The following is a 12,227-nucleotide window of genomic DNA, read 5'->3' as shown; positions in this document are numbered from 1 at the left end:
TCCTGCGGCATGTCGGCGACGGAGGGCCGCAGGGGCGTGTCACTGTCGGGCGTCATGAAGGACGCACAGCCGACACGGCCGTCGCTGGCCGCCCTGATGATCGTCCTCACGGCGGTCACGGGACTGGTCGAGGCGGTGAGCCTGCTCGCGCTGGGTCCGGTGTTCACCGCGATGCAGACGGGCAACGTGCTCTTCCTGGCGTTCGGGGTCGCGCGGGAGGGGAACCTCCCGGCGCTGCCCTCCGCCGTCTCGCTGCTGGCCTTCGTCCTCGGGGCGGTGGGCGGAGCCCGGCTGGAGTCGGTGGCGGAGGCGCGCGGGTGGCGCTGGATGGGCATCGGCCTGTACGCGGAGGCCGCACTGGTCGTCGCGGCGGCGGCCACCGGCTGGGACCTGGTGCCCCGGTACGGCGGTCCGACCGCCCGGCACATGGTGGTCACCGCGCTGCTGGCGACGGCCATGGGCTTCCGCAACGTGACGAGCATGCGGGTCGATCTGCCCGGTGTGCCGACCACCCTGGTCACCCGGTCGATGACCGCGCTGGTGGGCGGTTCGGCACTCGGACGGGACGCCGCCTTCGGGTACGGGACGTCGGGCTGGGTGCGCCGGGGCCTGGCGGTGCTGGCGATGTTCGCGGGCGGACTGGCGGGGGCGCTGCTGGTACGGGCCGGCTGGACGGTGGGCGAACTGCTGCTGCCGGCCGCGGTGGTGGTGTCGTCGGCGGCCCTGGCGCACCGCAGGCTGCCGCGGCTGCACACCGCGTAGGCGGATCCCGCGGCTACCGGCCACGCCCTACGGGCCGGCGGGCACCGGACGGCCAGGTCGCCGGGGCGCCTCACGGGTCACCGTGAGCCGGGGCCCGGAGCCGCCCGACGCGGATTCGATGCGGAAACGGTGCGGAAACGGTGCGAGTTGGCTGGCCCGGTCCGTGGTGGCGAGGCTCGGTCCATGGACGACGAGGAACGCGTCGCGGCCGGATTCGCGGCGGGCGAGGAGCACTGCGCGGAGGCCGTCTACCGGCGCTGGCGGCCGCTGGTGCACTCCCTCGCACGGCGTTCGCTGGGCGACGAGCGCGAGGCCGAGGACGTGACCCAGCAGGTCTTCCTGGCCGCCTGGCGCGGCCGGCGCGGCTACCGGCCGGGGCCGGGCGGCCTCGGGGCCTGGCTCACGGGCATCACCCGGCACAAGGTGGCCGACGCCCTGGAGGCGCGCACCCGGCGGACCCGCGCAGCCGCCGCGGCCGTGCGCGCCTTCGACGACCCCGCCCGGAATCCGGGGGCCCGAGCGCATCCGCAGGCGGAGCCGGAACGGGTCGTGGACCGGGTCCTGGTTTTGGGGGAGCTGGCCCGACTGCCGTCCGCGCAGCGGCGCGTGGTGTGCCTGGCCTTCTACGGGGACCTGACCCAGACCCAGATCGCGGCCCGCACCGGGCTGCCGCTGGGCACCGTCAAGAGCCATATGCGGCGGGCCCTGCTGGTGCTCCGCCGCTCGCTGGAAGCCCGCCGGCCGGATGCCCGCCCGCTGCCAGCTCCGCGATGACGTCGAGTCCCGAGCGCAGCCCGAACAACCGCCCGGTACGCGGGTCCGCGGCGGCCGCGCCCCAGCCGGGCCCGGCCAGCAGCAGCGCCGAGCGCCCGCGTGCACCGCGCAGGCCCCATTCGATGCCGGCCACCGCCCGGGCCAGCGCCGGGTCGGCGGTCGTCCGGGACTGCGACCACAGCACGACCGCCCGCGGCCCGGTACGGCGTACGGCGTCGCGCAGCGCCTCGGCGGGCAGGGCCGCGCCGAACATCCGTACCGGCAGGCCCCGTTCCCCGAGGGCCGCGGCCAGCGCCTCGATGGGCAGGCTGTGCTGCTCGCCGGGCACGCACGCCAGGAGCACGGGCGGGGTGCGCGGCGGCCCCGGCACGGGCCGGATCCGGTGCATGGCCCCGGAGACGTGCCAGGAAAGCAGGTGTTCCACTTCCACGTAACGCTCCCCCGCCGAGGCCCATTTGCGGCCCACCGCGTGCAGGGTCGGCGCGATGATCTCCTCCCACGCGGTGACCAGGCCGAGTTCCGCGAGGGCTGCCTCCAGCAGCTCCTGCACGGCGGACGCGTCCAGTCGTACGGCGGCCCGCGCGAGCCCCCTGCTTTCCGGACGGACCTCCCCGAGGGGCAGGGCTCCCTGCCCGCCGGGCCCGCCCCGCGGCTGCCGGGCCGGGCCCGAGGGGGCCGCGCCCCGTGCGGCCCGGGCGGCCTCGGCGGGCGGTACGCCGCGTGCGGTGAGCCGGCACATCAGCTCGAGCCGGGCGACGTCCTGCGGGGTCCAGCGGCGGTGACGGCCACCCTCGCGGCGGGCCGGGCCGATGGCGTACCGGCGTTCCCAGGAGCGCAGCGTGGTCGGCGAGACCCCCAGGTGCCGGGCCACGGCGCCGGTGGACAGCGCGGCGGCGGGAAGGTCCTGCGGCAGTGGGGGCCGCGGCTCGGGGTGCACGCGATCACCCTAGGGGTGTCTCGCCGCTGTGCGGCGCTCATCCGCGGGCAGGTCCCCGCCGGAACCGGCGCTCATCCGCCGGCCGGTTCCCGCCCGGAAAAGGCGCTCATCCGCCGGCCCGTCCGCGGCGGAACCGCTCCTGCCCGTCGGCGAGTTCCACCAGCGGGCCGGGGTAGTCGTAGCGGGCGCGCTCCGGCGCGGGCAGCCGCCACGGCGCGTGCACCGCGGGCGCGGGCAGTCCGGCGAGCTCGGGCACCCAGCGGTGCACGTAGCAGCCGTCGGGGTCGTGGCGGAGGCCCTGGCGGACGGGGTTGAGCACGCGGTTCGGGCGGGTGTCGGTGCCGGAGCCGGCCACCCACTGCCAGTTGAGCTGGTTGTTGGCAAGGTCGCCGTCCACCAGGAGTTCGAGGAAGTGGCGGGCCCCCGTCCGCCAGTCCACGTACAGGGTCTTGGTCAGGAAGCTGGCGGCCAGCAGCCGGCTCCGGTTGTGCATCCAGCCCTCGTGGCGCAGCTGGCGCATCGCCGCGTCGACCACCGGGTATCCGGTCCGGCCCGCCTTCCAGGCCTCGGTCTCCTCCTCGGCGGCGGCACCGGTGCGCCAGCGGTCCCCGCGGCCGCGGTAGTCCTCGACGGCGGCCCGCGGGCGGGCGGCGAGCACCTGGTGGTGGAAGTCGCGCCAGCACAGCTGCCGGACGAAGGCCTCGGCCCCGGCGCCGCCGGCAGCCCGGGCGCGGTGGACGGCCTCGGCGGGCGAGAGGGTGCCGAAGTGCAGGTGCGGGGAGAGCCGGGAGGTGGCGTCGCCGGCCAGGTCGTCGTGGGTGGCCTCGTAGCGCGTGATGCCGGTGCGCAGCCAGTTCGTCAGGAGGCGCCGGGCCTCGGTCTCGCCGCCGCGGGCGAGGCCCGGGGAGACCCCGGTGACGGCGCTGCGCGAGGGCAGCGGCTCGGAGCCGATGCCCTCGGGGACGCGGACGGCGCGGGGGGCAGCGGCGGGTGCACGCGCGGGCAGCTCGGTCCAGCGGCGGAAGTAGGGGGTGAAGACGGCGAAGTGGTCGGAGCCGGCCGGGGTGACCGTCCCGGGGGCCTGGACGGTGACCACCGCGTCGTGCACGTACAGCCTGCGGCCGTCGGCTTCGAGGGCGGCGCGCAGCCGTTCCTCCCGGGCGTGGGCGTAGGCGCTCACCCCGGCGGCCATGTGCACCTCGTCGGCGTCGGCCTCCCGTACGAGGGCGCACACCTCGGGGACGGCGTCGCCGGAGCGGATCACGAGCCGGCCGCCGCGGTCGCGGAGTCCGGCGTCGAGGCCGGCCAGGCAGTCGGCGAGGAAGGCCTGCCGGTTGGGCGGGGCGAAGCCCGCGGCGGCGACGGCGCGGTCCCGGACGAAGAGGGGGACCACCTGGTCGCAGGAGGAGAGGGCCGCGCGCAGGGGCGGATGGTCGTGCAGGCGCAGGTCGGAGGTGTAGAGGACCACCGCGACGTTCATGGGTTCTCGCTCCGCGTTCGAGGCCGGGGGCCGGGGGCCGGTGGGCTGTCGTCGGGTACTTCCGCGTACGGGGCCCCGGCGGATGCGGTGCCGCCTCCGGCAGGGTCGACGGGTGCGCCCTGCCGGACGGACGGCGGACGGGCGGGCGGGCGGGCGGCTCAGCGCGCGTCCGAGTCCGGATGTTCGGCGGCGCGGGCGATGTTGCGGGCCATGCCGCCGAAGACGACGGCGTGGAAGGGGGACACGCTCCACCAGTACAGGTGGCCGAGCAGCCCGTGGGGGTGGAAGAGCGCCCGCTGCCGGTACAGGGCACGGGCCGGCCCCGCGGCGGTGGACCCCGCGGGAGCCGGGCCGGGAGCCTTGCCGGGGGCCGGCGCGTGCGGGTCGGGGGCGGGGTCGCGGTCCCGGTCGCGGTCGCCGTCCCGGTCACGGTCGGGATCCGGGTCGCGGTCGCCGTGCCGGTCGCCGTCGGGATCCGGATCGCGGTCCGGGCCCGGGTCCACGTACATCTCCAGCCAGGCCAGGCCCGGCAGCCGCATCTCGGCGCGCAGGCGCAGCAGGCGGCCCGGTTGGATCTCCTCCACCCGCCAGAAGTCGAGGGAGTCCCCCACCCGCAGCCGGGCCGCGTCGCGCCGGCCCCGGCGGATGCCTGCCCCGCCGACCAGCCGGTCCAGCCAGCCGCGTACCGCCCAGGCCAGCGGGAAGGAGTACCAGCCGTTCTCGCCGCCGATGCCCTCCACCACGCGCCAGAGCGCAGCGGGCGAGGCGTCGACGGCCCGCTCGCGCCGGTCGGTGTAGAGGCTGCCGCCCGCCCAGTCCGGGTCGGTGGGCAGGGGGTCGCTGGGCGCGCCCGGCAGCGAGGCCGAGGACCAGCGGGTGGTCACGTCGGCCTCGCGCACCCGCCGCAGGGCCAGGGCGAGGGCCTCGTCGAAGCCGATCGGGGCGCCCGGCGGGTCGGGGACGTAGCGCGCGATGTCGTGCTCCGCGCAGACCACCTCGTGCCGCAGGGATTCGGCGAGGGGCCGCGCCAGTGCCCGCGGTACGGGGGTGACCAGGCCGATCCAGTGGCTCGACAGTCCGGGCGTCAGCATCGGGACGCGCAGGATGAGCCGGTGGGGCAGCTCCGCGACGGCGGCGTAGCGGCGCATCATCTCCTCGTAGGTGACCACGTCCGGCCCGCCGATGTCGAAGGCGCGGTCGACGTCCGGTGGCAGGGTGGCGCAGCCGACGAGGTAGCGCAGGACGTCGCGGACGGCGATGGGCTGGCAGCGGGTGGAGACCCAGCTGGGGGTGACCATGACGGGCAGCCGCTCGGTGAGGTAGCGCAGCATCTCGAAGGAGGCGGAGCCGGAGCCGATGATGACGGCGGCGCGCAGCACGGCGGCCGGCACGGCTCCGGCGAGGAAGATCTCGCCGACCTCGGCGCGGGAGCGCAGGTGCGGGGAGAGAGCGCGGGCGGGGATGCCCGCGGGGGTGAGACCGCCGAGGTAGACGATGCGGCGGACCCCGGCCGCGTGGGCCTGCTCGGCGAACAGGCGGGCCGCGGCGCGGTCGCGTTCCTCGAATCCGGAGCCCGCGTCGAGGGCGTGGACCAGGTAGTACGCGACGTCGATGCCGTGCAGTGCAGAGGCCACGGAGCGCGCGTCGGTGACGTCGCCGCGGACCACCTCGGCCTGTCCGGCCCAGGCGTGGTCCCGCAGTTTCTCCGGGGTCCGGGCCATGCAGCGGACGCGGTGCCCGGCGTCGAGGAGTTCGGGCACCAGACGGCCTCCGATGTATCCGGTGGCCCCGGTGACCAGGCAGTTCAGGCCCGTCATGGCTGTCTCCGCTCCTCGTCCTCGCTCAGTGGCCCCCTACGGGGTTCCCGTGGGGCGGTGCGACGGATGCGGCCCGTCGCGCCGGCCCCCGTACCCACCCCACCTCACTCCACCCCACCTCACTCCACCCCACCACGATCCGGATGAACTGGGCCATTGGTACAGTCGCGGCATGGCGGTGGACGAGCTCGACACCAGAATCCTGCGCCTGCTGATCGAGCAGCCGCGCACCAGCGTGCGCGAGTACGCCCGGCTCCTCGGTGTCGCGCGCGGCACCCTGCAGGCCCGGCTGGACCGGCTGGAGCGCACCGGGGTGATCACCGGGACCGGGCCCGTGCTGTCCCCCGCCGCGCTCGGGCACCCGGTGCTGGCCTTCGTGCACATCGAGGTCACCCAGGGGCACCTGGACGAGGTGGGTGACGCGCTGGCGGCCGTGCCCGAGATCATCGAGGCCTTTTCGATCACCGGCGGCGGGGACCTGCTGACGCGCGTGGCGGCCCGGGACAACGCCCATCTGGAGGACGTGATCCAACGGCTGATCCAGCTCCCGGGCGTGGTCCGCACCCGCACCGAGGTCGCCCTGCGCGAGCGGGTCGCCCACCGGCTGCTGCCCCTGGTCGAGTCCGTGGGACGGGCAGCCCGCAAAACCTGACAAGATGCTCGGGTCAGACAGAACCGGCAGGACGGGCGTAGCGGATGATTTCCGTCATATTCGATCTCGACGGCACTCTCGTGGACAGCGAGCCCAACTACTACGAGTCCGGGCGTCGCACCCTGGAGCGGCACGGAGTCCCCGATTTCAGCTGGGAGCAGCACTCCCGCTTCATCGGCATCGGAACCCTGGAGACGCTGGAGATCCTCAAGGACCGGCACGGGATCCAGGCGCCGGTGGAGCAGCTGCTCGCCGAGCAGAACGCGGCCTACCTGGAGCTGGCCCGCACCGAGACCGAGACCTTCCCCGAGATGCGGAAGTTCGTCGAGCGGCTCTACGCCGAAGGGGTGGCGATGGCCGTGGCCTCCGGCTCCTCGCGCGAGGCGATCGACGCCGTCCTGGCCGGAACCGGTCTGGACGCCCTGCTGACCACGGTGGTGTCCGCCGAGGAGGTCGCGCACGGCAAGCCCGCCCCGGACGTGTTCCTGGAAGCCGCCCGGCGGCTGGGCGCCCGGCCCGCCGACTGCGTGGTCGTCGAGGACGCCGCGCCGGGGGCGCTGGCCGCACGGGCCGCCGGGATGGACTGCGTGGCCGTCCCCTACGTGGCGCGCACGGCGCACGACGCCGCCTTCGCGGACGCCGGGCTGCTCTTCCCGGACGGGCAGCGGGAGTTCAGTGCGGACGTGGCGTACGACTGGCTGGTCGCACGCCGGGCGGGCTGACATCCCTGGGCCCCGCCGGCCGGGGCCGGCCCGACCGCCCTGCGAACTGCCTCGCGAACTGCCTCTCGGCCGGGCTTCCCGCTCCTAGCCTCGGTCCGGGAACAGCGGCGGGCACCGCCGCTCCGCACGAGGAGAGGCCTTGATGAATCCGAAGAAGAACAAGCTGGCGGCCGGTGGCGCCGCGGTCGTGATGGCCGCGGGGCTCGCGATCGGTGCGGTCGGGGTGGCCAACGCGGCCCCGTCCGCCCCCGAGCGCATCACCTCCGTGGAGCAGCTGCACGAGAGCCTCGCGCAGGCGGTGGAGCAGGAGCAGGCCGTCGGGCTCCAGGGCACGATCGGCGGCCCCGTGGGCCGCGCGGTGCTCGAGTCGCACGACGCGATCGACGGCTGACGGGCGGGGTGAGCACCGTGGGAAGCGAGCAGTCAGCAGGGGTGCCGGCAGGGGTGCCGGCAGGGGTGCCGGCGGTCGTGTCGGCAGGGGTGTCGGCCGGTGCACCGGCAGGCGCGTCGGCCGGTGCACCGCCCGTCACGTGGTGCCCGAGCGGCGAGGCCCGGGCCCCCGAGTCGGTCGTCCTCGGGGTCCGCTCGGGCGAGGGCGGCCGGGTGGCCTACCTCGCCGAGCCGGTACCGGCGTCCGAGGTGCTCGGCTCCCTCCCCGAGGGGATCGCGCCGACGCGGGTCCTGCGCTTCGCCTCGCACTGCGTCTCCGCCTGCGTCAACCGGAGGGGCGACGACTGCGCCCTGGTGGAGAGGGTCCTGACCCTGCCGCCCCCGGCGGACGCCCGCGCGGTCCCACGGTGCCACCTGCGCGCCAAGTGCCAGTGGTGGCAGCAGACGGGCGTGGACGCCTGCCACCGCTGCCCGGCCGTCACCACGGCCACCTTCCAGGAGGACGAACTGGCCACCCTGGTCGCCGATCCGGCCACCACCCCCGAGCAGCTGGCGGCCTGGATCGCCGCGTCGGACTGACCGCACGGGGACAGGGCGGACCGGGCCGAGGAGGGCGGGGAAGATCCCGCGCACTCCGCGAGTTAGTAGAACCGTGAACGAAATGGTGCGGGACGCGGCGGAGGTCGACGTAGTGGTGATCGGCGCCGGGCAGGCGGGCCTGTCCAGCGCCTACCACCTGGCGCGGGCGGGGCTGGACCACGTGGTCCTGGACCACGCGCCCCGCCCGGGCGGCGCCTGGCAGTTCCGCTGGCCTTCGCTCACCTACGGCAAGGTCCACGGGATGCACGCGCTGCCCGGCATGGAGCTCACCGGAGCCGACCCGCTGCGGCCGTCGTCCGAGGTGATCTCCGCGTACTTCGACGCGTACGAGCGGCGCTTCGGCCTGCACGTACGACGCCCCGTGGACGTCACGGCCGTACACGCCGGGGCCGACGGGGCCCACGGGCGGCTGCAGGTGGAGTCCTCGGCCGGTACGTGGTTCCCGCGCGCCCTGATCAACGCCACCGGGACCTGGGACCGCCCGTTCTGGCCGCGCTACCCGGGCCAGGAGACCTTCCGCGGGCGCCAGCTGCACACCGCGAACTACCCGGGGCCCGAGGAGTTCACCGGCGCCCGGGTGATCGTGGTGGGCGGCGGCACCTCCGCGGTACAGCACCTGCTGGAGATCTCCGAGGTGGCGGCGGAGACCACCTGGGTGACCCGGCGGCCCCCGGTCTTCCGCGACGGGAGCTTCGGCGAGGCCGAGGGGCGGGCCGCGGTGGCCCTGGTTGACGAGCGGGTGCGCCGGGGGCTGCCGCCGCAGAGCGTGGTCAGCGTGACCGGACTGCCGCTGAACGAGGCCGTCAGGGCCGGGCTCGCCTCCGGGGTACTGGACCGCCGGCCCGTGTTCGACCGGATCACGCCCACCGGAGCGGCCTGGGCGGACGGCCGCCGGGTGGACGCGGACGTCATCCTGTGGGCCACCGGCTTCCGCGCGGCCGTCGACCACCTGGCCCCGCTGCGCCTGCGCGAGCCGGGCGGCGGCATCCGCGTCGAGGGCACCAGGGCCGTGCGCGACGAGCGGATCCACCTGGTGGGCTACGGGCCTTCGGCGTCGACCATCGGCGCCAACCGCGCGGGCGGCGCCGCTGTCCGCGAGATCCGCCGGCTCGTGTCCCGGGAACGGGCCGCGGCCCTGGCGACCTGACCCGCCGCCGCCTCAGCCCGTGGGGGGCAGCCCCTCATCTCCCGGCGGCTGCGCCCTGACCTGCCGGGGAGCCCGCTTCGGCGCGGATCCGGTTGAAGTCCGCCACGTGCTGCTTGTGTTCCTCGTACGTCGTCGAGAAGCGGGTGTCCCCCGGTTTCACGGTGACGAAGAACAGCCAGTCGCCGGGCGTCGGAGCCACCGCGGCTCCCATCGCCCCCAGCCCGGGGCTCTCGATCGGCGTGGGCGGTAGTCCCTGGCGTTCGTACGAGTTGAAGGGGCTGTCGATGCGGGTGTCGGCGAGGGTGGTGTCCACCGTGCTGCGGTTCAGCGCGTAGTGGAGGGTGGAGTCCATCTGGAGCGGCATCGACTTCGCCAGCCGGTTGTGCACCACGCGTGCGATCTTGGCCATGTCGGCGGGCCGGTCGGCCTCTGCTTGGACGACGCTGGCGAGGGTGGCCGTCTGATACGGGGTCATCCCGTGGGCCTTGGCACCGTCCGTGACGGCCCTGGTGGCCAGTTTCTGGTTCGCCGTCCGCACCATGTCCGTGAGGAGGGTGGCCGGAGTGCTCTTCGAACTCACCGGGTACGCCGCTGGGAAGAGGTACCCCTCCGGGTTGCCCTTGGCCTCGGCGGGCAGATCCAGTGCGGCGGTGGCAGCGGCGGCCTTGGCGGAACCCGCCGGGAGCTTCAGTTCGCGGTCGATCGCGGCATAGACCTGTGGGGCCCGCCAGCCCTCACGGATCACCAACTGGCGTGGTTTCTCGGGGTCTTCGCCACCCCGCAGCAGCGATATCAGGACGATTGCGCCGAGCCCGAGGAGCGTGCCGAAGAAGAGCGCCAGCCGGCCCCGGCGGGTCAGCCGGGAACGGCGCTGCGGCGGCCGGTACTCATGACGCATGCGGGAACGCTAACCCGCGAAGCGCGACATTTCCGGCACCCGACTCGTGCGCCCGCCATACGGTCACACATTCATCGGAGCCAATTGGGTCCCCGGCTCCGGCGCCTGCACCGGCTCGGCTCCCGGCACCGTCTTCACCCCTACCATCGCCTCCGTCTGCTCCTCCGTCTGCGCCTCCGGAGGCAGTGCGGCGTCCCGGTCGCGGCGTACGAGGTCCGCGTACCGGCCGTCCGCCTTCAGCAGTTCCTCGTGCGTCCCGCGCTCGGCTATCCGCCCGGCGTCCAGGACCACGATCTGGTCGGCGTCGCGGACGGTGGAGAGGCGGTGCGCGATGGTGATGGTGGTACGGCCCGCGGACAGGTTGTCGATGGCCTGCTGGACGGCGTGCTCGGTGCGGGTGTCGAGGGCGCTGGTGGCCTCGTCCAGGATCAGCACCGGCGGGTCCCGCAGGATGGTGCGGGCGATCGCGAGGCGCTGCTTCTCCCCGCCGGAGAACCGGTAACCGCGCTCGCCGACCAGGGTGTCGTACCCGTCGGGGAGCGACGCGATGTGGTCGTGGATCTGGGCCGCGCGAGCCGCCTCGGTTATCTCCTCGTCGGTGGCGTCGGGCTTGGCGAAGCGCAGGTTGTCCGCGACCGAGGCGTGGAAGAGGTAGGTCTCCTGGGAGACCACGCCTATGGAGCGGGCCAGCGAGTCGAAGTCGAGGTCGCGCACGTCCACCCCGTCGAGGGCGACCCGTCCGCCCGTCACGTCGTAGAGCCGGGGCACCAGGTAGCTGAGCGTGCTCTTGCCGGAGCCGGTCGCACCGACCACGGCGAGGGAGCCTCCGGCCGGGACCGTGATGTCGATGCCCGTCAGGGTCGGCCCGTGCTTGGCGTCGTAGGCGAAGTCCACGCCCTCGAGCCGGACCTCCCCCCGGGCGCGTTCCAGGCGCACCGCGTCCTCGCGCTCGGTGATGTCCACCGGCAGGTCAAGGTACTCGAAGATGCGGGCGAACAGGGCGAGCGAGGTCTGTATCTGCACACCGGTCGACAGCAGGCTCACGGCGGGCCGGAAGAGGCCCTGCTGGAGGGTGACGAAGGCGACGAGGGTGCCGACGGAGAGGGAGGGCGCGCCGGACTGCAGGGCTATGCCGGCGGCCCAGTAGATGAGCGCGGGCATGGCGGCCATCACTATGCCGATGGTGGACATCCGCCAGCGCCCGGCCATGCTGGAGCGCACTTCGAGGCCGACGAGCTTCTCGGACTCCTCGGAGAAGGCCGAGGTCAGCGAGTCGGAGCGACCCATGGTGCGGCCCAGCAGGATGCCGCTCACCGACAGGGACTCGGTGACCGTGGCGGCCATGGCGGCCATCTGCTTCTGCCGTTGGAGGGTGATCTTCTTGCGCTCGCTGCCGACCCGGCGGCTGATCCACACGAACACGGGGAGCAGGAGCAGCGAGACGAGGGTGAGCCGCCAGTCGAGCGCAAGCATGGCGACGACGGTGGCGATGACGGCCGTGAGGTTGGAGACCAGCGAGGTCGCGGTGGAGGTGACGGTGGCCTGCATGCCGCCGATGTCATTGGCGATGCGGGACTGCACCTCGCCGGTGCGGGTCCGGGTGAAGAAGGCCAGCGGCATCCGCTGGAGCTGGGCGTAGACGGCGGTGCGCAGGTCGTGCATGACGCGCTGGCCGACGGTGGTGGAGATCAGCGTCTGGAGCACGCCGAAGACGCTGGTGACGACGGCCGTGAGGATCATGCCGAGCGCGAGCAGGCTGAGCAGTCCGGTGCGGCCCTGCGGGATCGCGACGTCGAGTATCTCCTTGAGCAGGAACGGCGAGGCGACGCCGACCAGCGAGGAGGCACCGACGAGCAGGCCGACGACGGCGAGGCGGCCGCGGTACGGCCGGAAGAGGCCGACGATGCGGCGCAGCTCGCGCGGCCGCTCCGCCGGGCCCGGGCGGGTGGGGTCGAGTGATTCTTTCGATGGGGTCCACTTCGGTTCTTCGGGGCGCATGGGCCTCCTTCTGACGAGACTCGCATGAGCATAGCTCATTGTTACCTATG

At 74.5% G+C, this 12,227-nt stretch carries 12 protein-coding genes; 7 read left to right on the top strand and 5 right to left on the bottom strand.

What is annotated here, in order from left to right; genetic code table 11:
• The first annotated feature begins 54 nt into the window (after positions 1-54).
• Both AB0D94_RS15125 and AB0D94_RS15120 read left to right on the top strand, forming a co-directional pair.
• The gene (locus tag AB0D94_RS15125; RefSeq protein ID WP_362051260.1) at positions 55-762 is read left to right on the top strand and encodes a YoaK family protein; all 708 of its coding nucleotides are present in this window, start codon (positions 55-57) and stop codon (positions 760-762) included.
• Between the two features lie 183 nt (positions 763-945).
• Positions 946-1,536, top strand: coding sequence for a sigma-70 family RNA polymerase sigma factor (locus tag AB0D94_RS15120; protein ID WP_362051258.1), 591 nt, complete (start codon positions 946-948; stop codon positions 1,534-1,536).
• Here the strand turns inward: AB0D94_RS15120 and AB0D94_RS15115 are convergent.
• From AB0D94_RS15115 to AB0D94_RS15105, 3 genes are all read right to left on the bottom strand, one after another.
• Entirely contained in the window at positions 1,445-2,473 is a 1,029-nt protein-coding gene (locus AB0D94_RS15115; protein ID WP_362051256.1) for a MerR family transcriptional regulator, read from the bottom strand. The genes AB0D94_RS15120 and AB0D94_RS15115 overlap by 92 nt on opposite strands.
• A gap of 106 nt (positions 2,474-2,579) precedes the next feature.
• Entirely contained in the window at positions 2,580-3,953 is a 1,374-nt protein-coding gene (locus AB0D94_RS15110) for a deoxyribodipyrimidine photo-lyase (protein ID WP_362051254.1), read from the bottom strand.
• 158 nt (positions 3,954-4,111) lie between these two features.
• Positions 4,112-5,770: an SDR family oxidoreductase gene (locus tag AB0D94_RS15105; RefSeq protein ID WP_362051252.1), complete on the bottom strand. Its 1,659-nt coding sequence runs from the start codon at positions 5,768-5,770 to the stop codon at positions 4,112-4,114.
• Between the two features lie 172 nt (positions 5,771-5,942).
• Between AB0D94_RS15105 and AB0D94_RS15100 the strand changes: the two genes are divergently transcribed.
• From AB0D94_RS15100 to AB0D94_RS15080, 5 genes are all read left to right on the top strand, one after another.
• The gene (locus AB0D94_RS15100) at positions 5,943-6,422 is read left to right on the top strand and encodes an Lrp/AsnC family transcriptional regulator (RefSeq protein ID WP_031141728.1); all 480 of its coding nucleotides are present in this window, start codon (positions 5,943-5,945) and stop codon (positions 6,420-6,422) included.
• A 44-nt stretch (positions 6,423-6,466) separates the two neighbouring features.
• Positions 6,467-7,144, top strand: coding sequence for an HAD-IA family hydrolase (locus AB0D94_RS15095; RefSeq protein ID WP_362051250.1), 678 nt, complete (start codon positions 6,467-6,469; stop codon positions 7,142-7,144).
• A gap of 142 nt (positions 7,145-7,286) precedes the next feature.
• Positions 7,287-7,535, top strand: a complete 249-nt coding sequence (locus AB0D94_RS15090) for a hypothetical protein (RefSeq protein ID WP_266938358.1) — start codon at positions 7,287-7,289, stop codon at positions 7,533-7,535.
• A gap of 77 nt (positions 7,536-7,612) precedes the next feature.
• Positions 7,613-8,113, top strand: coding sequence for a hypothetical protein (locus AB0D94_RS15085; protein ID WP_362051247.1), 501 nt, complete (start codon positions 7,613-7,615; stop codon positions 8,111-8,113).
• Positions 8,114-8,186: 73 nt separating this feature from the next.
• Positions 8,187-9,281, top strand: coding sequence for an FAD-dependent oxidoreductase (locus AB0D94_RS15080; RefSeq protein WP_362051245.1), 1,095 nt, complete (start codon positions 8,187-8,189; stop codon positions 9,279-9,281).
• A gap of 34 nt (positions 9,282-9,315) precedes the next feature.
• On the opposite strand, the gene mltG is transcribed toward AB0D94_RS15080, so the two are convergent.
• Both mltG and AB0D94_RS15070 read right to left on the bottom strand, forming a co-directional pair.
• Positions 9,316-10,179 carry an endolytic transglycosylase MltG gene (mltG, locus tag AB0D94_RS15075; protein ID WP_362051243.1) on the bottom strand — a complete coding sequence of 288 codons (864 nt, stop codon included), beginning with the start codon at positions 10,177-10,179 and terminating at the stop codon, positions 9,316-9,318.
• 63 nt (positions 10,180-10,242) lie between these two features.
• Entirely contained in the window at positions 10,243-12,177 is a 1,935-nt protein-coding gene (locus tag AB0D94_RS15070; protein ID WP_362051241.1) for an ABC transporter ATP-binding protein, read from the bottom strand.
• Between the last annotated feature and the right edge of the window lie 50 nt (positions 12,178-12,227).

Source organism: Streptomyces sp. NPDC048255 (genome assembly GCF_040652415.1).
Taxonomy (GTDB): Bacteria; Actinomycetota; Actinomycetes; order Streptomycetales; family Streptomycetaceae; genus Streptomyces.
The sequence above is the reverse complement of the archived record's forward strand: the minus strand, read 5'-3'. Positions and strand labels throughout refer to the sequence as shown.

Coding starts and splice junctions, on each gene's coding strand:
- AB0D94_RS15070 (WP_362051241.1), bottom strand. CDS start 12,177: ATGCGCCCCGAAGAACCGAAGTGGACCCCATCGAAAGAATCACTCGAC.
- AB0D94_RS15095 (WP_362051250.1), top strand. CDS start 6,467: ATGATTTCCGTCATATTCGATCTCGACGGCACTCTCGTGGACAGCGAG.
- AB0D94_RS15110 (WP_362051254.1), bottom strand. CDS start 3,953: ATGAACGTCGCGGTGGTCCTCTACACCTCCGACCTGCGCCTGCACGAC.
- AB0D94_RS15125 (WP_362051260.1), top strand. CDS start 55: ATGAAGGACGCACAGCCGACACGGCCGTCGCTGGCCGCCCTGATGATC.
- AB0D94_RS15100 (WP_031141728.1), top strand. CDS start 5,943: ATGGCGGTGGACGAGCTCGACACCAGAATCCTGCGCCTGCTGATCGAG.
- mltG (WP_362051243.1), bottom strand. CDS start 10,179: ATGCGTCATGAGTACCGGCCGCCGCAGCGCCGTTCCCGGCTGACCCGC.
- AB0D94_RS15090 (WP_266938358.1), top strand. CDS start 7,287: ATGAATCCGAAGAAGAACAAGCTGGCGGCCGGTGGCGCCGCGGTCGTG.
- AB0D94_RS15105 (WP_362051252.1), bottom strand. CDS start 5,770: ATGACGGGCCTGAACTGCCTGGTCACCGGGGCCACCGGATACATCGGA.
- AB0D94_RS15120 (WP_362051258.1), top strand. CDS start 946: ATGGACGACGAGGAACGCGTCGCGGCCGGATTCGCGGCGGGCGAGGAG.